The sequence below is a fragment of the Citrobacter sp. MGH106 genome (assembly GCF_001037495.1).
Taxonomy (GTDB): domain Bacteria; phylum Pseudomonadota; class Gammaproteobacteria; order Enterobacterales; family Enterobacteriaceae; genus Citrobacter; species Citrobacter murliniae.
In genome coordinates this window covers 2,158,040-2,178,783 of sequence record NZ_KQ089822.1, presented here as the reverse complement: position 1 = coordinate 2,178,783, position 20,744 = coordinate 2,158,040, and the positions used below count along the sequence as shown (strand labels likewise).

General features: G+C 50.9%; 17 protein-coding genes. 2 read left to right on the top strand and 15 right to left on the bottom strand.

Translation table 11 applies throughout. The features are described from left to right. Positions 1-26 precede the first annotated feature (26 nt). The 8 genes from SK36_RS25025 to cybB form a co-directional block, all read right to left on the bottom strand. Positions 27-191, bottom strand: a complete 165-nt coding sequence (locus SK36_RS25025; RefSeq protein WP_223306990.1) for a YnfU family zinc-binding protein — start codon at positions 189-191, stop codon at positions 27-29. Positions 192-623: 432 nt separating this feature from the next. Then, complete coding sequence (locus tag SK36_RS10310; RefSeq protein ID WP_045442797.1) at positions 624-1,337, bottom strand: YnfC family lipoprotein; 714 nt, start codon at positions 1,335-1,337, stop codon at positions 624-626. 146 nt (positions 1,338-1,483) lie between these two features. Next, a complete protein-coding gene (locus SK36_RS10305) occupies positions 1,484-1,834 on the bottom strand; it encodes a hypothetical protein (protein ID WP_231593080.1) in 351 nt (116 codons plus the stop codon). Next, on the bottom strand, positions 1,834-3,069 hold the full coding sequence (locus SK36_RS10300; protein ID WP_156184443.1) for a fimbrial protein: 1,236 nt from the start codon (positions 3,067-3,069) through the stop codon (positions 1,834-1,836). Before SK36_RS10300 ends, SK36_RS10305 begins: the two co-directional genes overlap by 1 nt. Then, entirely contained in the window at positions 3,066-5,546 is a 2,481-nt protein-coding gene (locus SK36_RS10295; protein WP_048221470.1) for a fimbria/pilus outer membrane usher protein, read from the bottom strand. The genes SK36_RS10300 and SK36_RS10295 overlap by 4 nt, the downstream gene beginning before the upstream one ends. After that, positions 5,533-6,210, bottom strand: coding sequence for a fimbrial biogenesis chaperone (locus SK36_RS10290; protein WP_225760915.1), 678 nt, complete (start codon positions 6,208-6,210; stop codon positions 5,533-5,535). Before SK36_RS10290 ends, SK36_RS10295 begins: the two co-directional genes overlap by 14 nt. Positions 6,211-6,260: 50 nt before the next feature. Further along, on the bottom strand, positions 6,261-6,818 hold the full coding sequence (locus tag SK36_RS10285) for a fimbrial protein (RefSeq protein ID WP_048221468.1): 558 nt from the start codon (positions 6,816-6,818) through the stop codon (positions 6,261-6,263). Between the two features lie 532 nt (positions 6,819-7,350). Continuing rightward, entirely contained in the window at positions 7,351-7,881 is a 531-nt protein-coding gene (gene cybB / locus SK36_RS10280) for a cytochrome b561 (RefSeq protein WP_048221467.1), read from the bottom strand. A gap of 189 nt (positions 7,882-8,070) precedes the next feature. On the opposite strand from cybB, the gene gap reads away from it, so the two are divergent. Further along, positions 8,071-9,072, top strand: a complete 1,002-nt coding sequence (gap, locus tag SK36_RS10275) for a type I glyceraldehyde-3-phosphate dehydrogenase (RefSeq protein WP_045442819.1) — start codon at positions 8,071-8,073, stop codon at positions 9,070-9,072. Positions 9,073-9,119: 47 nt separating this feature from the next. Here the strand turns inward: gap and aldA are convergent, their stop codons facing one another. The 3 genes from aldA to hrpA all read right to left on the bottom strand — a co-directional run bounded on the left by aldA (position 9,120) and on the right by hrpA (position 15,522). Then, positions 9,120-10,559, bottom strand: a complete 1,440-nt coding sequence (aldA, locus tag SK36_RS10270; RefSeq protein ID WP_048221466.1) for an aldehyde dehydrogenase — start codon at positions 10,557-10,559, stop codon at positions 9,120-9,122. Positions 10,560-10,758: 199 nt separating this feature from the next. After that, positions 10,759-11,556, bottom strand: a complete 798-nt coding sequence (locus SK36_RS10265) for a YdcF family protein (protein WP_167493959.1) — start codon at positions 11,554-11,556, stop codon at positions 10,759-10,761. A gap of 63 nt (positions 11,557-11,619) precedes the next feature. Further along, positions 11,620-15,522, bottom strand: a complete 3,903-nt coding sequence (gene hrpA / locus SK36_RS10260) for an ATP-dependent RNA helicase HrpA (RefSeq protein WP_048221464.1) — start codon at positions 15,520-15,522, stop codon at positions 11,620-11,622. Positions 15,523-15,723: 201 nt separating this feature from the next. Here hrpA and azoR point away from each other — a divergent pair, with 201 nt between their 5' ends. Continuing rightward, a complete protein-coding gene (gene azoR, locus SK36_RS10255; RefSeq protein WP_045442827.1) occupies positions 15,724-16,329 on the top strand; it encodes an FMN-dependent NADH-azoreductase in 606 nt (201 codons plus the stop codon). Between the two features lie 346 nt (positions 16,330-16,675). Here azoR and SK36_RS10245 read toward each other — a convergent pair whose 3' ends face one another. Genes SK36_RS10245 through SK36_RS10230 form a run of 4 tightly spaced genes read right to left on the bottom strand, consistent with a single transcriptional unit; the run spans position 16,676 to position 20,741 of the window. After that, entirely contained in the window at positions 16,676-17,077 is a 402-nt protein-coding gene (locus SK36_RS10245) for a hypothetical protein (protein ID WP_045442831.1), read from the bottom strand. Further along, on the bottom strand, positions 17,053-18,357 hold the full coding sequence (locus SK36_RS10240; protein ID WP_048221463.1) for a phosphatase PAP2/dual specificity phosphatase family protein: 1,305 nt from the start codon (positions 18,355-18,357) through the stop codon (positions 17,053-17,055). The genes SK36_RS10245 and SK36_RS10240 overlap by 25 nt, the downstream gene beginning before the upstream one ends. Continuing rightward, positions 18,347-20,107 carry a bifunctional alpha/beta hydrolase/class I SAM-dependent methyltransferase gene (locus tag SK36_RS10235; RefSeq protein ID WP_048221462.1) on the bottom strand — a complete coding sequence of 587 codons (1,761 nt, stop codon included), beginning with the start codon at positions 20,105-20,107 and terminating at the stop codon, positions 18,347-18,349. The genes SK36_RS10240 and SK36_RS10235 overlap by 11 nt, the downstream gene beginning before the upstream one ends. Then, on the bottom strand, positions 20,100-20,741 hold the full coding sequence (locus SK36_RS10230; RefSeq protein ID WP_048221461.1) for a lysophospholipid acyltransferase family protein: 642 nt from the start codon (positions 20,739-20,741) through the stop codon (positions 20,100-20,102). Before SK36_RS10230 ends, SK36_RS10235 begins: the two co-directional genes overlap by 8 nt. Positions 20,742-20,744 lie beyond the last annotated feature (3 nt).

Here is a 20,744-nt window from a genome sequence, read left to right as displayed (position 1 = left end):
GGGTTTGTGTTACCCGGTATCTGGAACTAGCGTTTGGGGACAAACAGAGCTTTACATCCAGGACAAAGCATTGCCTGTTTTAGACGGATTTTGGAGACAGGCTGAGATGATTTTAAGCCGCAAACAGGGCAGGTGATAGTGGTCGTCGATGCACCACTGAAGAACTTCATTGCGTAATCGATAAAGGACATGATGATTAACCTCTCAATGAATGTGTGTCACTCTACCACATCCGATTAAAATTTAATCTGTTTATTTCCCCATATGCACGTCATCATGCGTCATCATGGTTCGACAATACCTCCAGTTTTTCATCCATAAAAACGTCCATACGTTGTGAGCGTAGCGTTGCGGTTAGAAACACAGTAGATGCGGGTTCATATCAATTATCAGATGGCCAGTGTGATGGCATAAGTGCTGGAGAAAGCACTTTCAGATACTATTAGCGACTAGCACAATGATGACTACAAAACGGCGGATTCTGTCTGGTTACACATTGGTGCGCATAATGTATATTATGTTAAATGCAATATCACAGACCGCACGTATTAGTGCCTGCTCCAGTCCCTTGTCTTGTCTCTCCCGGAACAACTTATTTTTGGGCAAGTCAGATAAACTCTGGATCAGTAATATTCAGTCTGATGGTTCGTAAACATCACCGTGGCCCCGTCTCTATAGTCATCATCATATGCGGTGATGATTGAACAAAGCCGGGCATTTCCATCGGGCTGGTAGCTACAACTCTGTTTTAACCAGACGGTTGTTCCCCTAACCTTCAACGATGATTCAAAATCGAGAAACTGCGGATTTCCTGCTGGATAAGAGATAATTTTGTCGGTGTGCTTTTGATAATCGCGAATGCGTACCGGAAACTGACCATAACGGTATTCGAACCTTTTACTCACATCGCTGGTTTCCCGGTTAGTCATTGTCTCCAGTAATCCACGTGAATTGTAACTCAGCAAGAATTTGCCACGGTCATTCTCTAGCTCGGTGATCTGACAATCCTGGTTGACCTTGCCAGTGATTTGCTGACCATTGCGTGAGGTCAGGTTGCCATTATTGTTTTCGATATGAAACTCATTTCCACTTATCTTATCGACCATATTTACGCGAGTGAAACAACCATTACGGTCATACCAGACATCGGTCATGGCCTGTAACTCCCCTGCACTGTTTCTGATCCATTGCAGGCTGTGCTTGACCTTCCCGCTGCTCGGATCGTGACTAAATAACAGTGCGGCATTAAGCACTGCGGGATTGAATAACACCGGCGATGCCGCATATGCATTTATCGTCAGACAAAAGAACGTAGGGAATAGAAATTTTAATTTCATTGTTATCTGCTATGGAGGCTTAAGAAAGTGTGTTCACTCGTGCGTTTGTGATGGTTTAAAACCATGATGAATGTAGAAGTTTTCAACTTCATTAACAAGGGGTATGTATAGCAAATGTTATACATACCCAGCCCGAGATCATTACCTCACTTGCGACAAAAAACAGATGGTGAGCGGCTGGTATAAAAATGCCATGTGCTGTTATTGAGTCTTAATATGCTGAAATAAAAGGGTTCTTTTGGCTTGAGATAAAAATTAGGTAGCGTTCTTTCCAGCAATGGATGAATCGTTGTGCTGCCTGTGCTTGATGCTACATTTTCAGATTCAAGGAAATAATCGTCCTCTCTGCGGATGAAGTTGAACCAGACATTCTGATTCACTGCCAATATCTCCCCGTTATTATCGGTGATTTTTCCGCGTAAAATAGCAACGCCACGGGCGCCATTAAAAACGTATCTCACAGAAATATCACCACGAATATCGGGATACTCCATCATTAATTCCCCGGAACAATCGAAATTTGAGCGCTGCCAGTTCTGGAGCACATCCACCCACCTTCGGTGCCACTGCCTGCAGTTGTCACTGCCATAAAATTCACCGGATTACCTGCCCGGTAAACGCGTACACCAACACCTCTGGCACGTCCGGCGGCACCGTATTGCGTATCAAGCAACCAGGTTACCGTTTTGCCTGTGATCAAATTAAAGTTCCAGGCGCTATTGACGCTGCTTTCCGGCGCGAGCAGTCCCATCGCCACATTACTCTTTCCCTTTGCTATGCCCGAAACCACCGTTGATTCACAGGCAAAATCAATCTGGAATGGCGCAGAGGAATATTCCCCTCGTTTGAGCTGGGCCACGGAAATAACCGGCAGATGTACCACCGGAGTAAAGTCCGTCACCTGGCACATTGCCGCACGTTTAATTGTTATGCCGTTATTGTAAAGGCTTATAACCGATGGCCAGTCATAGGCCCAGCCCGCCCAGTTGCTGTTACGGTGAGGCTGCCCTATTTTAATACCCCAGGACGCTGTTCCTGGCCCCCGAAACACCACGTAAGCGTTGGGATTCACATAGCTGTCATAAGTCGCGGATTGCTGCTGATTGTAGAAGTAACGAATATCCAGAGTTTTAATTAGCTCCGCGCTTATCGTCGAGAAGTTTTTAGCTTTAATCAGGAAATTACCATTGGTGTCGAGATCCAAATTTTCCAGTGGGCGTTGTTGCCAGCTGTCGGTAAAGATGCTGCCGGTTGCGTCATGGGTCAGGCGCAGAGCCACATTTTTCATCAATGTTAAATAAGCACCCGGTACATCCGTCGCTTCATGCCACCCGCCGTAGTAATCATCGCCGTTAGTTGACCAGGCTTCATACAGCTGTCCGCCGGTATCCGGGGTACAGCGGAAAAAGACCTGTTCCGGATCGTACCCTCCCCCCTTGTGCGCATAGGTCGTAAACGGGATACCACCGCTTGATGTCAGGATCGTACCTGCAGGCTGAAAACCTGAATTGCTGGTGATATCAACAGACTTACTCAGGCCCGGTAGCAGGCCGTTCCAGGCATCGTTTCCGCCGCCAGATCGCCAGTCATTGGCGATACCATCCGTCGCGGCACTCAGGCGGTACGATCCAAGAGCACTGTTACTTCCTGATTTGTACGGGTAAATGATAGGTTCGCATGCGGCCTGCACTCCAGAGGAAAGCAGAGCTAACAGCAGGATAAATAGTTTCATAACTGTCCTTTTTCCTTGCAGGCCTGAGTTAATGCAATCAGCGGTTCGGTGCGCTGTTGCTCGTTAAGTATCCATGGCAGCGAGCAATCACTGCCTTCGATTGTCAGTAGTCCCTGTTCACCTTCCACACGGGCATACACCTGATTTCCCTGAGCCACCATACCCACGATGCGTCCCCGATCATCGGTCACGGATGCTCCCACCGGGAGTGTCTCTTTGCCGTTCACAGTAATGAGTAGTGGGTAACCAGAAAGCGTCGCAAAACGCAGTTTTACTGCCGCTCCGGCCATTGGAGCGATACGACGCTGGCTCTCCTGTAGCTCAACATGGTTATCCATTTCGCTACTGTCGATAGTCACATTGTTATAGCGGTAAGGTGTTAACGACGGCACCAGTGCGTAACCGCCACGATTGACTATCGCTCCCTGTCCTCCACCGACTCGGGCACCTGCCGCTCCCGGCGCTTCCACCAAAGCAAAGGTGTCGCCCACCCACGGCCCTGCGACGACGCCATGGCGATGCACGACTACCGCACCACGTACGCCAGCAGTCCACTGCTGATAGTTCTGTGCCTGTGAAACACTGCCATTCAGCGTGCCGAATGCGGTATTTTTTTGTAGCGATCCGCTCCAGTCGGTCACAGCGCTGGACTCATCTTTAGCCTGCTGCCAGCCCGTGGACAGCGCGTAATTGACCGTCTCCGCGCTATCGAGTGCACCGGACAGTGACACCTGCGCATTGCGCCCGGCCTGCTGACCCTGACTTGCGGACAATGCCACCGTGTGCTCGCGCTCTCCAAAGCTGAGTGGCATCGAGAATGTGAACGTTGCGACATTCTCTTTTTGCGCCTGTGTGCTGTCCCCGTTACGCCACCAGGTGTTTTGCCGACTGAAGGAGACGCCAAGCGCCACGCGCCCGAGGGTGGTGTTATACCCGGCCTGCAACTGAGTGCTGTTCCCTCGGTCGTCGTAGTAGTCCATCATCGATCCGGAACACCACAGATTTCCGTAACCACCCAGCGTCTGGTTTATGGTGGCGGTAAACTGGTTACGCTGGCGTAGTGTGTCCGAACGCCATGCTGTATCGCCTTCGGTAACGCTTCGTTCGCCCAGTACATCCCCGTAATCACGATAGCCTTCCGTGGAATAGCGATAACCTGCCAGCGCTACGTGCGTGCCCGTCGGACTAAATGTTTTGCTCCAGTTGGTTTGCAGACGCCAGCCGCTCAGGGACTGAGATGCCATGTGCGCCCGCGATCCAGTAATATCGACGCCAAAAGCGCCCATAGTGGTCGCCAGCACGCCGCCCATCAGCAACGCCTGATAATCATCACCGATACGCAAGGCAGCGTTCGCAGTCAGTAAATTGCTCATTCCACGTTCCAACGTAAAATCGGCAAACGGAGCGTCGGCTGTGCCGTAATCTCGGGTTTTGCCTGCTACCAGACCGTAGCGCCAGACTCCGGGCCGCAGCGACAAAGGCACACTGGCGTATGGTACGGTGTAGCCACTTTTTTTGCCGTCTGCGCCGGTGATTTCAACTTCTAAATCTCCATCCCAGGCCGTATTTGGCAAGTCGTCGAGCACAAATGGTCCCTGCGGCACGCTGGTTTCATAAAGCGTGCGACCATTTTGTTTGACTGCTACACGTGAAGGCGTCGATGCCGTACCGCGGATTTCTGGCGCGTAGCCGCGCCGCGACTGAGGCCACATCCGTTGATCGGTTTCCAGTTTGATTCCGGTAAACGCCATGCTGCCAAGTAAATTGCCTGACGTGTAGCTTTCACCTGCGGTAAGTACGCTTTCCAGTTTTGCGATCGGGTGCTGTAACCAGGTTTGCAGCGCATCCCAGCGTTGAGTTTCTCGATAGTCATCGCGCCGCCAGTTAGCGGAGGACTGCTGGCGAAACTGCCAGCTGCCAATATTGAAGCCACTGCTCAGTCCCAGCCAGCCGTAATCACTTTGCTGCCCGCCGCTTTTGTTGTGATAGACGTGCAGGTTATAGTTGCTGAACAACACACTTTCGCCACTCTGCCACTGCGAAGGAGGTACATAATCCAGCGGTGTTCGTTTAAGAGCTGCCTGTGGAACGCTGAGATTCAAACGCAGCAGGCCCTGGTCGAAATTCCACAGCCCACCGCTAATACGCGTTTCCGGCTCAAGACAAGCATCTGGCAATGCTTCCATCGACGCCGTAACGCCCTGCTCATCCCAGAATTTAACGGGTAAACAAGGCGCAATACGTCCTTCGGTGTTCGGGTGAAACAGCACATCATCCCGGCCTATGTACTTTCCGTTCAGCCAGATATCCACACTGTAACGCCCGGCGGCAACGGCATCCTGATCGTTGAACTGTGCCAGTCCTTTCTCGTAACCACTTCCGAGCAGTAGTGCCTCGTCGAAAGTGTAAACGTTCGCCAGAACGGGCGTGACGCCGGAAAGAAGCAGCCAACACCAATGTGGATTAATAGCGGACATTATCCGGATTCTCCACCGTCACACGTCCACTTAACGTTGCGCCCTGATCGTTAATCCAGCGCATCTGCGCCTCACTCAAAAGCGACACTTTCGCAGGCCATGATACGGTCGTCCACGGGGCTACCGTTTCGCTCTGAATACGCTGCTTTTTACCCGCCCCGTTGACGTCAAGCGAGGAAAGCGCAAGGTAATAACCACTGTTATTACGCAAAAACAGTTTGCCGTCCTGTAGCCAGACACGGCTAGTCATTGCCATCTCCAGCGGTGAGCCCACCAGCCCTTTTGGTCTCATCAGCACTTTTACGCGGCTGCGTACCAGTACCATCAGTTGATTGTCTGCTTGAGCGCCCTTTTCCGTTGGCGGGATCTGAATGAAGTTAAACCACCACAACGTCTCTCTGTCCTGTACCACCGGTTTTCCAACATATCGCAGTCGCACGGTTTGCCCAGCCTGAGCCGCCAGTCGGAAGACTGGCGGCGTGGTGATAAAAGGAGCATTGGCGGTTTGTGGGACTGATTGAGGGTTACCATCATCCAGCCAGACCTGTACCACGCTGGGGAAATCATCGCGGTTGGTCAGCTGTACGCTGGCTTCCCGGCTGTCAACCGGATAGATAATCCGACTGCCTGTCATGACGACGCTTGCCTGTGTGCTGGCGCACATCAGTATTCCGGCCAAAACTATAGCCAATCCTTTCATCACCCAGAGCTCTCTTACAGGTAAGAGACTGCGTACTGTACGGTACCGATGACCGTACCAGCGCTCGCATTGCCATTTGGGCTGTAATACTGCACGGCATAGTCGTGTTCACCGGTAGTATTACCTGCTGCAACGGTGATCCCGTCAACGGGTGTTGAATTTCGCAGATCAATGACCGCTGTACCCAAACTGTCGGTCATCAATTGCAGCTCAACACCTTGCGCTGTACCGGTATTGGCGAGGTTACCGTGCTGGGTCATATTATTGGCAACGAATACCGTCTTGATATTCAGTGCGTCGGTATCAGCGGTACACCCGGTCACTCCCAGAGTGAATGCTGTCAGACCCGCTACAGAGTCTAGGCTTGTCAGCTCGCTTTTAGCTACAGTAGGCAGTAACACCACCGGGCGTGCGTTCACACCGTTAACGGTGACTTCGCAAGTTTGCTCGGTCACTTCACCTTTAAAAGTGATGGTATTAGCTGAATCAGCATGAGCCGCCGTCTGAGCAAGTAACAATGCAAGGCTACCGGCAACAAATATATGGCTGGCATGGGAGGTATTGATTTTCATATTGTCTATCCTTAAATAAAAATACACTGACATCCTGACCATGCATGCAATATCCCCTGCAATTGAAAACAGGATATTTATTTGCGGCAGTAAAGAGGTCAGTAAGGTCTTATGGCACCATAGGAGTAGCCCTACGATAATTGGTAGTTTAAGAATTATCTTGGCAAATAAAACCTTTATTTTCTCAAATAACATAAAGAACGATCTTAAATAAGATATGTAATCTTAAAATTCATTGTAACGTATTGATTTTGTTTATTTAATCATGAAATCCTATCTCAAATATAATTTTTTCTTAAGGTTGTGATAAGTATATTAAATGCGTAATCGTCATAGATTTATAATGAAATGGATTATCGCGGATAGAGTGTGACTCTAAAAAATGCCTGGCCCCACTTCACTACGAGCATATGAAGCAAATTGGAGTGGTGTATGATTTTATTGATATATTTAGAATGAGAACAATAAAAGTATTTATATTGGCTGGTAGAAAGCAAACGTCCCGCATTATGCGGGACGAAGGAAATATGCGTTATGAGCGCTTACGCGGCATCATCCGCAATAGCGTGTTATCCTTCCAGAAATAGTGATGCATCAGGGCTGCTGCTGCATGCAGGCCTATAACAAAATAGCCCAACTTTGCCAGCGTCACGTGCCAGGACTTCAGCATATCGACCATATCGAAGTTGGCTTCTGCCGCATGCGGCATGACAATGCCGAACGCTATCCACGGATTCCCCCGGTTGTACATCATCACCAGACCAATAACTGGCAATACGATAAACAGCAAATAGATAATCAAATGTCCAAGATGCGCCATTCCGGTCATCATCGGTTTAGGCTTTGGCACAATTGGCGGTGCCGGGTACTTAAGCCTGACCAACAAACGCGCCACCATCAGCACTAAGATCGTGATACCACAGGAAACATGCACCATGTTGAACCAGGGACGATAGCTGCGAGGCACAAATCCACGCAGTTCCATCGCACAGTAGGTCGCGATCACCAACAAAAAGACCAGCCAGTGGATACCAATCTGTAGGCCAGAATACTTATTCCCCATAACACTTCCTGAGTAAAAACAATGATGCGTCAACATAACCAGCTTTTGTTAAAAATTCATTAACTTTTGTTCGCTCATTTTCAATCAGTTACGCTTAACCGCAAAAACAGGCATTGCCCCTGGTGGCTGACTGGTCTATGCCTGGTAGGGAAAATATGTGGTACCGCTTCACCCTGACAGGAGAAAACCATGAGTAAAATTGGCATTAACGGTTTTGGTCGTATCGGTCGTCTGGTATTGCGTCGGCTACTGGAAGTCAAAAGCAGCGTTGACGTCGTTGCCATTAACGATCTGACCTCACCGAAAATTCTCGCCTACCTGCTAAAACACGACTCAAACTACGGTCCGTTCCCCTGGAGCGTCGACTTTACTGAAGATGCGCTTATTGTAGATGGCAAAAAAATCGCCGTTTACGCAGAAAAAGAGGCCAAAAATATTCCGTGGAAAACCACAGGTGCGGAAATTGTCATCGAGTGTACTGGTTTTTATACTTCAACGGAAAAAGCCAACGCCCACCTGGATGCAGGTGCCAGGAAAGTATTGATCTCCGCCCCTGCTGGTGACATGAAGACTATTGTCTTTAACGTCAATGACGACACTCTGGATGCTAACGATCAGATTATCTCGGTCGCATCCTGTACCACTAACTGTCTGGCGCCTATGGCGAAAGCATTACACGATAACTTCGGTATTCAGCTTGGTACTATGACCACCATCCACGCGTATACGGGAACACAGTCGCTGGTTGACGGTCCGCGAGGCAAAGATTTACGCGCTTCACGGGCGGCGGCAGAGAACATCATTCCGCATACCACCGGTGCGGCGAAAGCGATTGGTCTGGTTATTCCAGCATTGAGCGGAAAATTGAAAGGACACGCCCAGCGCGTTCCGGTGAAGACCGGTTCTGTTACGGAGCTGGTTTCGGTGTTGGGCAAAAAAGTGACCACCGAAGATGTCAATAATGCGCTGAAGAAGGCGACGCTGAATAATGAGTCGTTCGGCTACACCGATGAAGAGATTGTCTCATCAGATGTCATTGGATCACATTTCGGTTCGGTATTTGATGCCACACAAACGGAGATTACTGAAGTTGGCGATCTGCAACTGGTCAAAACCGTCGCCTGGTACGACAACGAATACGGTTTTGTGACCCAACTGGTTCGCACGCTGGAAAAACTCATCAAGCTTTAATACGTTAGCAGATGCCGGGTGGCACCCCTGCTCACCCGGCATCGATATCAGGACTGCAGATAAACAACCTGAGTTTGCAGATATTCGTTCAGGCCATGTTTGCCGTCTGCCCCGCCAATTCCGGATTTGCGCCAGCCGGCATGGAAGCCCTGCATCGCCTCGAAGTTTTCACGATTAATATACGTCTCACCAAATTTCAGGCCTTTAATTGCCTTCATTGCCGTATTCAGATTTTGCGTATAAATCGATGAGGTCAGTCCGTAGTCGCTGTCGTTGGCCATCGTAAGCGCCTCTTCCAGCGAATTAAATGACACCACAGGCAATACCGGACCAAATGTCTCTTCGTGCATAATTGCCATCTCCTGGCGCACATCCAGCAGTAAGGTCGGCGGATAATAATATCCCTTTCCTGCCTCTGCTTTGCCACCAAGCACCACGCGTGCACCTTCTTGAACCGCGTGTGCAACTTTTTGTTCCACACGCGCCAGCGCCGCGGCGTTAATCAGCGGTCCCATGGCAATATCATTGCGCTCAGCAGGATTACCGTACTGAACCGCTTTCATCGCCTCACCCAGACGATTGACAAACTGGTCATAAACACCTTTTTGCACGTACACACGTTCAGCGCAGTTGCACACCTGTCCGGTGTTAATTACCCGTGAGTCAACAATGGCTTTCACCGCCAGTTCGAGATCGGCATCATCCATCACGATAGCCGGCGCCTTCCCGCCCAGCTCCAGACAAACTTTGGTAATGTTTTTCGCCGCCGCCGCCATGATTTTCTCACCAGCAACCACACTGCCGGTCATGCTCACCATTGCCACTTTCGGGTTTCCGGCAAGCTCCTGACCTACCGTTTCGCCACGTCCAAGTACCAGGTTAAATACCCCGCGTGGCAGGCCGATGTCATCCACGATTTTAGCGAATGCGATCGCATTATTTGGCGTAAACTCACTCGGTTTAATCACAATGGTATTACCCGTCAGCAATGCGGGTGCCAGCTTGCGAGCAATAAGGAAAAATGGGAAGTTCCACGGTAGGATGCCAGTCGTCACGCCGAGCGCACGCTTAAACAGCAGGATGTTTTCACCCGGGCGGTCACTTTGCAGGATCTCGCCTTCATAACGGCGCGCCCACTCCGCCATGTAATCGATATAGTCTGCGGTGAAAGAGACCTCAACATCAGCCAGTTGTTGGATTTTTCCGCCTTCAGCCACAATCAAAGCACTGATTTCGCTGGCACGCTCCCGAATACCGGCAGAAATTTTGCGTAACCAGTTTGCGCGTTCAATGGCAGGTAGCGCTTCCCATTCCGGCTGAGCGCGATGTGCGGCATCAATCGCTTTACGTGCATCTTCGGCACGACCATCGGGAATTCGGGAGATAACCTCTTCGGTTGCTGGATTGATAACATCAATCCAGGCGTCGTCGTGCCAGGTCACAAACTGCCCATCGATATACATAGGATGTTGTACGGGTACTGACATGCGTTTCTCCTGTGATTGATTTGTTTTTAACAAGTAAAACTATTGTTAATTAATATCAATCATGCATGGCACATTGCCGCTGTAATATTGGTTCTGTGAACCGCTTCATAAAAGTGTCAGGGAAAGTGGTCACGAAGAGAAAATACGGGCGGGATTTATGCCCGTTTGCGTAAAAGTTCCCACAAACGGGCAGCGGATATCACAGAGATCGACTCTCCAGTAAGTCAATCATAGCGGCGTCGTTTTGTAGATGTTGCCACGCGTCCTCAATATTCTGCGGAATTTCAACATGCTCAATAAAATCACGACCACGGGGACCATAGCCGGTTTCATCATCGCGCAGACGAGGAAGTTCACCGATAATCAGTGAAAGATAGCGTTCGACCGACCAGAGACCATCAGTGGCCTGAGCAAATCCCACACCACTCTCCTGCTGAGTCAATTCAGGCACAAAACCTGGAAAACTTAACCAGCTTGGTGCATGTGGATCATCTCGCGTTACACGATGAAACGTTGCCATTGTGCGGCGTTGCATGGTTGGGTCCTGTACTACGATGACAGAACGAACGGTTTCTGTGGCCTGACGCAGTAACGCACAGCTAAATCTGGCGTTCTCACCACTGTTTGTGGACTGGTCTTCTACCCAGATTTTTTCCCCCGGAATTTGCCAGAACTGGTGGGCGATATCGGCAAGAATTGCCGCTTCCGCGCGTCCGGTAGTGCGAATGATGTTGTAGCGTGGGTGTTGAATAATAGCGTTATACAAAAAAGTCGTGGAGTGTCCGATACCACCGCTGATCAGCAAGGGAACCTGCTGTTCTTTCGCTATACGACAAGCCGCGTCGATGGTTGGGATCACCGCGTTTCCCGCCAGAATTACGCAATCCGACTGAACAGCGATTGTTTCACCGAAATCATTCTGCGCCAGCCATTGTCCCACGGTGTTTATTGCCTTGAGGGTGGTAGCGGAAAGTGTCGGAAACTGTCTCATATTCATGGCTCCTGATCTTTGTTCCTGTAGGCCGGAGAAGACGCGTCAGCGTCGTCATCCGGCACTGCTTTAGCCTGTAATCTGATCCATGGCCTGCAGGATTCGTTTATCTGAAATTGGGTACGGCGTGCCAAGCTGCTGAGCAAAGTAGCTGACGCGCAACTCTTCAATCATCCAGCGGATCTCTTTGACATCATCATCTTCACGGCGCGCAGGTGGCAGTTTATTGAACCACTGCTGCCAGGCCTGCTGCACGCTGTCCACTTTCAGCATCTGCGCACGATCGCGGTGCGGATCGATGGCCAGTTTTTCCAGTCGTTTCTCTATTGCTTGTAAATAGCGCAGCGTATCGCCAAGACGTTTGAAGCCATTACCGGTGACAAATCCGCGATATACCAGTCCGCCCATTTGCGCTTTGATATCCGAAAGCCCCAACGCCATGGTCATATCCACGCGTCCTTTAAGACGTTTGTTGATATTGAAGACTGCTGTCAGGATCTGTTCGACCTGTTTGGCAATCTCCACCACGGTATCGTTCAGTTCAGCCCGCACTTTCTCATGCAGTGCTGTAAAGCCCTCTTCCGTCCACACCGGCCCGCCGTTGGCATCTATCAGTTTATCCACACCGCAGGAGATACAGTCATCTATCAAATCCAGTACTTTGCCGTACGGGTTAAAATACAGGCCCAGTTTGGCTTTGTTTGGTAGCTTCTCGTGCAGGTATTTGATTGGCGATGGAATATTCAGCAGCAACAGACGGCGTAAACCGCACCACATCGCCTGCTGTTGTTCCAGTGGATTATCAAACAGCTTAATAGCAACACTGTCCCGCTCGTCCACCAACGCCGGCCACGCTTTCACTTTGTAATTGCCGCGTTTTTGCTCGTAGCTTTCCGGGAGTTGACCGAAGCTCCAGATATGCAGCCCGCTCTGTTCGATACCATCATCTGCCACTGCGGACAGCGTTTCCTGAACTTTACCTTTCAGCGTATCTTTCAACGCCTGAAGCGAGCGCCCTTCCTGCAGTTTCTTGTTTTTATCATCCACCACGCGGAAGGTGATTTTCAGATGATCGGGGACCTGATCCCAGTGCCAGTCGTCACGGTCGACGGTGACGCCGGTCATCCGGCGCAGTTCACGTTCCAGTGAGTCCAGCAGTGGCAGTTCGAGCGGCGTGATGCGTCCTAAAAAAGCTTCAGCGTAATTTGGTGCAGGAACAAAATTACGGCGCACTGGTTTTGGCAACGATTTAATCAGTGCAATCACTAATTCACGGCGCAGCCCAGGGATTTGCCATTCAAAACCGCTTTCATCCACCTGGTTCAGCAACGGTAGCGGGATATGTACGGTCACACCGTCGGCGTCAGCTCCAGGTTCGAACTGATAGCTTAATCGCAGTTTGAGATTACCCTGATGCCAGAAATTCGGGTAATCCAGCTTGCTGATTTTTTCCGCCCCCTCTTTGATGAGCATGCTCTTTTCAAAGTTGAGCAGATCTGGCGTTTCACGGCTGACCTTTTTCCACCAGCTATCAAAATGACGGGCAGAAACCACATCATGGCTGATACGCTGGTCATAAAATTCAAACAGCGTTTCGTCATCGACCAGGATATCGCGGCGGCGCGATTTGTGTTCTAACTCTTCCACTTCTGCACGCAGTTTCAGGTTGTCCCTAAAAAACGCATGGCGTGTCTGCCAGTCACCTTCCACCAGCGCGTGACGGATAAACAGTTCACGCGACAGCGCGGGATCGATCTGGCTGTAGTTCACCTTACGGGCAGCAACAATTGGTAGGCCGTAAACGGTGACTTTTTCTGTCGCCATGACCGCACCCTGCGCGCGCTCCCAGTGTGGTTCACTGTACGAACGTTTGATCAGATGTTGAGCAACGGGTTCCACCCATTCCGGATCGATACGTGCGGCAATGCGTCCCCACAATCTGCTGGTTTCCACCAGCTCCGCCACCATTGTCCACTTCGGCGGCTTTTTAAATAAACCGGATCCAGGGAAGATTGAAAAACGGGCGTTACGCGCGCCAGTAAACTCTTGTTTATCGGCATCTTTCATCCCGATATGCGACAGTAACCCAGTCAACAATGCAACGTGGATCTCACGGTATTCTGCTGGCTCACTATTGACCGGGATCCCCAGCTCTTTCACCACCTGACGCAATTGAGTGTAAATATCCTGCCACTCGCGCACTCGCAGATAGTTAAGGAAATCAACCTTACACTGGCGACGGAACTGATTTGATGACAGCGCTTTTTGCTGCTCACCGATATAATTCCACAGATTCACAAAAGCGAGGAAATCGGACTCTTTATCGTGAAAGCGACGGTGTTTTTCGTCAGATGCCTGCTGTTTGTCCATCGGACGCTCTCGCGGATCCTGAATGGACAGCGCCGAGGTAATGATCATTGCTTCTCGCACGCAACCATGCTTCTGCGCTTCCAGCACCATACGTGCCAGACGCGGATCTACCGGTAGTTGTGATAACTGACGGCCTAAAGGCGTTAACTTGTAAGCAGTTTGCTGTTCATCGGTAGTGATCGCCCCCAGTTCTTCCAGCAGACGCACGCCGTCCTGAATATTGCGTTTATCCGGCGCTTCGACAAACGGGAATGCTGCAATATCACCAAGCCCAAGCGCAGTCATTTGCAGAATAACGGACGCCAGGTTAGTACGCAGAATTTCCGGGTCGGTAAATTCCGGGCGCGACAGGAAATCGTCTTCGGAATAGAGACGAATACAGATCCCTTCTGATACGCGACCACAGCGCCCTTTACGCTGGTTAGCAGAGGCCTGCGACACGGGTTCAATCGGCAAACGCTGGACTTTAGTACGGTAGCTATAGCGACTGATACGTGCGGTACCGGGATCTATAACATATTTAATCCCCGGAACGGTCAGCGAGGTCTCTGCCACGTTGGTTGCCAACACAATGCGACGTCCACTGTGCGACTGAAAAACACGGTTCTGTTCACTGTTAGACAAACGTGCATACAGCGGTAGCACCTCAGTATGGCGTAAATCCAGCTTATTCAGCGCATCAGCGGTGTCGCGAATTTCGCGCTCTCCGCTCATGAAGATCAAAATGTCGCCCTGACTTTCGCGTCCCAGTTCATCCACGGCGTCAAAAATCGCCTGCAGTTGATCGCGTTCTGTGTCATCCGCATCTTCCACAATCGGGCGATAGCGTACTTCCACCGGATATGTACGACCCGAAACTTCAATAATGGGCGCATTGTTAAAATGGCGTGAGAAGCGTTCAGGATCGATAGTCGCAGAAGTGATGATAATTTTCAGATCCGGACGACGTGGCAGCAACTCTTTCAGATAACCGAGTAGAAAGTCGATATTCAGGCTGCGTTCATGAGCTTCATCGATAATGATGGTGTCGTACTGCATCAGCATGCGGTCCTGCTGGATTTCCGCCAGCAGAATACCGTCCGTCATCAGCTTGACCATGGTGTTATCACTGACATGATCGCTGAAACGAACTTTATAGCCGATACAACCACCGGGCTCCGTCTGCAGTTCTTCTGCAATACGGTTAGCCACGGTACGCGCCGCCAGACGACGCGGTTGGGTATGACCGATCAACCCTTTAATTCCGCGTCCCAGTTCCATACAGATTTTCGGCAACTGAGTGGTTTTACCGGAACCCGTCTCCCCAGCAACAATCACCACCTGATGGTCGCGAATGGCTTCCAGGATATCCTGTTTTTTCTGGCTGACAGGCAGGTTTTCCGGGTAAGTAATATCCGGCCGTGCCGCTTCACGCAGCACAACCTTACCTGCTGCCAGCTCAATCTCTTTCGCCATCTCCTGGTAAATGGCCTGTTGTGCATCAGGATTTTTAACCTTCTTCACACCATGCAGACGGCGGGAAAAACGCTGTTTGTCACGCAGCATCAGTGGATCCAGCTGTTGCTGCAACATGTTGAAGGTTAATTTCTGTTGTTCTGTCATAGCATTGGAGGGCAGTGCTCTGCCGGGTTAAATCTCTTTTAGATGATAGGTATAGAGTACCACATCGGTGCTTTTCGTGTGTTGTTCAATAATTTCGAACATAGGATTCGATATATTGCGCTATCACTACGGCAGGATTGTGAATAAAGTGTCAACAAGCAACGGGGCACATCCCCTTCAAACACATATAAGGAATCACCCATGAGCAAGGTATTAGTTCTTAAATCCAGTATTCTGGCAGGGTACTCTCAGTCTGGTCAGTTGTCTGATTATTTTGTTGAACAGTGGCGTGAAAAACACCCTGCTGACGAGATCACGGTTCGTGACCTGGCTGCAAATCCTGTTCCGGTACTGGATGGCGAACTGGTGGGTGCTCTGCGCCCGAGCGATGCGCCGTTGACTCCACGTCAACAAGAAGCGCTGGCGCTGTCTGATGAGTTGATTGCTGAACTGAAAGCGCATGACGTCATTGTGATCGCCGCCCCGATGTATAACTTCAACATCCCGACGCAGTTGAAAAACTACTTCGACCTGATTGCCCGCGCCGGGGTAACTTTCCGTTATACCGAGAAAGGACCTGAAGGTCTGGTAACAGGTAAACGTGCTATCGTTCTGAGCAGCCGTGGCGGTATCCATAAAGATACACCAACCGATCTGATCACTCCGTACCTGAATGTTTTCCTGGGCTTTATCGGCATCACCGACGTGAACGTTGTCTTCGCTGAAGGTATTGCCTACGGCCCGGAAGTGGCATCGAAAGCACAATCTGATGCAAAAGCGGCGATTGATAGCGTGGTTGCCGCCTGATAATTTCCCCTCTCACCGTCCGGTGGGAGGGTTTTTAACCGGCACTCAGAGCCTGACGGGATAGACTCCTATCTCTTTGTCTGCTTTCCGTGAATACGATTGATGTCACGCCAGATGAGTGAGTAATCCCTGCACTTTGCCAGATTCTCTTCCCAGCAATGGAGTAAAAACTGCTCCGGCTCCGCAACATCCCTGCTTAAATGTTTGAATACCCAACGATTCCAGACATACCACTTGAAAAGCCACATAAGTTAACTCCAGGACGCAACCGGTGATGAAATATATCAGCATCAGTACAGTTCCGTTTGGCAACTATTGCGCTGTGGATGAATAGCTCCGGTGAAAACTAAATCAGTAGCATCAGCCAGAAAGCCCACAGAATGGCAACCATGTAAAACGTCTGGCGACACTGTTTTAGTGCGCCTGACTGACGTTCGGCCAGTGTGAGCGTCTTTAACCTTTCACGCCGCCATATAACACCAAGAACCTCTCCGGCCAGCTCGTTGTTCTGCGCATTAATGAGCGAAAAATAGCGACCATCAAGCCACACTCTCCAGCAACCAAACCAGACGATAGCGCACAACAGCGCAACGATGGCGCGAGAGATACCTGATGGAGCCGTGAAGATGACCCACACCATCGGCGGGAGGGAAAAAAGCAGGATAAAACGCCAGCTTGCCAGAGTGTGCCCCAGCAAATCACGCTGAATACCGTCGCTTTGTGTTACGTTGTCACTTTCTGTTGCCATTGTTCCAGCATCTCCAGATGTTTATCTGTCAGTACCACCTGTGGACGACGCTGACGAATATGTGCTACCGCCTGCTCTACTGTCGCCTGATGACCATAATGCAAAAGCCACGCCGCGACGGTCATCGCACTGCGCGACAGTCCCAATGCACAGTGAACCAGTACAGTCCCCTGCTCCTGACGCAGTATCTCCAGTCGTTCCACAGCCTGTTGCAGGTCTGCTTTGTTGGGAATAACCAGATCCAACATCGGTACACAAGCATAGGCTCGTGACGCGGTGGCGCGTCCACGCGGAAACTCAAAGGTCATGTCCAGCACTGCGTTTTGCGCGGGGATCCGGCGTGGAAAGCTGCCGAGATAGACCCCCTCAGCAATACAGCTCACCGCTGGCAGGCGGCGGGTAAACCAGCGCATCGACAGCCACATCCCTACGCGCCAAGGAAGTAACAGCCAGTACACGGGTGGCGACAGCCGTCCCAGTTGATCTTTACCTGCGGCTGCTGCGCCAAATCCGCCATAGCCATACCCGACTATCAACAACGATAATGCTGGCCACAGTAGCCAGGGCGTTATCAGCGCTCCGGCGATAAAACATATGGCTGTCCCCAACAAATAACGACGCATCAGCTTCAAACGCACCGTATCCGGTTTTTGCCAGCGCCAGCGGCGTTGTTCCGGCACCATCCAGTCAATTAGCATTCCTGCCGCCAGTCCGGTAATGATATCGATAAAATGGTGCTGCCAGGTGGTCAGTACGGAAATGGCAATCAGCAAAAACCAGCCGTCGCACAGCCTGCGCCAACCACCAGAAAGGTAGCGACTGAAATGCCGCCACAGCAGCCAGCAGAGGATAATGTGCAACGATGGAGACTGGTTGTAGGGCAAGTCGAACTGCTCGAGCTGAGAAAATAACCACCCTGCTGCACCGCTAACCTCGGGGCGGGTAAAGCTAAACTGGAGCGGAAACAGCAAAAAACCGCCGCAGGCGATAACCGATGCCAGTACCAGACGTAGTACCAGCCTTCGTTGTTCGAAACGTGTAGTACAGACAAACAGCGATAACCCGTAGAACAGATCCAGGCTCCAGTAAGGAAGAATAGTCCACGGAATAAAGGGAATAGCGGACTCCCAGCTAAACACGACACTTCCGACGTTATGGTACTGAGCATCCTGCCAGGCGGTAAACTGATTAACCTTACCGTAAGTGAGGAAGAAAAAAGGAGCCAGTAGCAATAACCAGCCTATCGCCTGGACTATAACCTTACGACGTTCAGGTACCACGGCGCACCGCCATGGAAACGGTGAAAATTCCCCACTCATCAATCAACTGCGCGCACTTATCAAACCCCGCATCACGCACCAGCGCATCCATTTCACCCTGTGTGCGCACGCGCATCACCCATGCTTTGCCATCTTTATGGCTGGTGAGTGACCAGGCGATGGTTTTTAGCTGTGGATGCCAGGGCTGTCCGGTGTAAATCAGTACGCCACCCGGCGCTATTGCATCAGCCAGTCCGGCCAGAGAATTCTGTACCAGCGAATTTTCGGGGAAAAGCTCGTACAGGCCAGAGACGATCCCCAGCGTAGGTCGGGGTTCGAGAGACGCCAGCTGTTGGCGATTGAAGGCATCGCCTTGCTCGAAACGGGCGATGTCAGCCATTCCTCTGCTGGCGATCATTTCCCTTCCTTTATTCACATTCAGATCGCTGTAATCACGCAATAAGATCGCGTTCACCGCCGTTTCACCTTCGAGCGCATCAAGTACATAGCGCCCGTGTCCGGCAGCGATATCGACCACATTAACGGGTGTGCCCTGCTCTGCGAGCCGCGCAACAGCCTGACGAATCAGCATCTGCAAATGGATCTTACGCTGGCGTATCCCTTTCCAGCCGACGCTATTCAGGTAGTTCTTATCAATTAAACGCCCCAGCGCACTGCTGCCCTGAGGCTGGTTACGATAGACATAATCAAGCGTACTGCCCGAGTCAAAACCGGTTTCAAATCCAAGGCGAACACCTGTCGATTGTGTTCCCAGTAGTTTCATCCCGTAGCGCAAACCACGATAGGCAATATCATCGAGAGAATAAGGAGCCGGTCCCCCGTTTAACATCCGCCAGCTATCGGCCCCAGGACTCCAGCGATCCTCATTGCTGTAATCAAAACGCTGGGGTGGTTTCGCGTATAACGTATCAATAAAATTACGTATTTTGTCGAACGCCAGATGTCGGTCTTTCTCCCCCAGCGTATCGTGATAAAACCCCGGCAACACGTGCAGTTCCTTAAGTGGGTTCCGCAGACGCTGGTAAAAATCGATCTGTGGCTGACGATGCACAACAAAATCGTCCCCTGAAACCAGCAACTGCACCGGTAACGTAATGGCGGCGGCATCGCTGACTATTCGCTCTGCCGTCCTGTAGAGATCCAGCAGAATGTTCACCGCGATTGCCCGGGTGATTTGCGTATCCTGATTGAAGCTTGCCACGCGTTCGGGATCGTGCGTCAGATACTTCCCTTTAACGTAGGAGTTAACAAAAAACAGGCCACGCAGGCGATGCATTAACGCCAGCCCTGGGCGGGCAAATGGCACATACAATTTGACTTTAAACGCCGGAGACGCCAATACCAGTCCACGAATGTCTGGCGCATAGTCATGAACCCAGGTTGCGGCTAATACCGCGCCAACGCTTTGTGCTACCACCACCACATCTTCCATTGCGGCCTGACTGTCCGCAGCGGCAAAACGCACGAACTCTTCGACATCCTGCACCGAACGTGCCAGCGACGGGCTATAGCCACGCTGTCCCGGAGAGTGTCCGTGACCTCGTGCGTCCCAGGCATAGAATGCGGTATCCGGCATCGCCAGCTCATCAACGATGTGCTGCAGACGCCCGGAATGTTCGTGTCCACGGTGAAACAGAACAATTACTTTTGAAACAGGGCCTGCCGATAATCCCGGCCAGTGGCGATAAAACAACCCGGTGTTGTCACTGGTCAAAAACCATCGTTCGTCTGGCGCTCGCATGTCAGTCATGAGGAGGCTTTCCTGTCGTTTGTTGCTGTAGCTGCAAAAGCTGCTGTTTGAGATCATCCATGAAGACGCGTTTGTCGCTCTGAAAGCGCAACGTCTCACCAATATTGACGTCAATAAATAGCGGCAGAGGAATGCGATTCCCCTTCGCCATGATGTGCTCCGTACCGCGCAGCCAGACGGGAGTAATTGGGACTTCCGGCGCACGCTGACTCAGATGCCACAACCCTGATTTTAGCGGTGAAAGCTTTCCTGGTTCGCCACGCGTACCTTCTGGAAAAAGGATCAGGATCTTACCTTCACGTAATGCCTGTTCGCACTGTGCCAGCGGGTTAGCTTCACCGCCCTTACGTGAAATGGGAATAATGTTGAGAATATTGAGAGCGAACCAGGCCATCGCTTTATTACGCAAAAAATAATCAGCGGCGGCCACCGGATGAACAGATGCCTGGCGGCGGAGCGGAAATAGTGAAAGCAGCGCGAAAACATCCATATGGCTGTTGTGATTTGCTACCACGATAGCCGGGCCACGAGTTGGCAAGCGCTCCCGGTGTCTGACGCGCAGCCCAAGCCATAGCCAAATAACCGGCCAGACGATACACAATGTAAACAGCGTTCGCAGAAATGAGCTCATCATAAG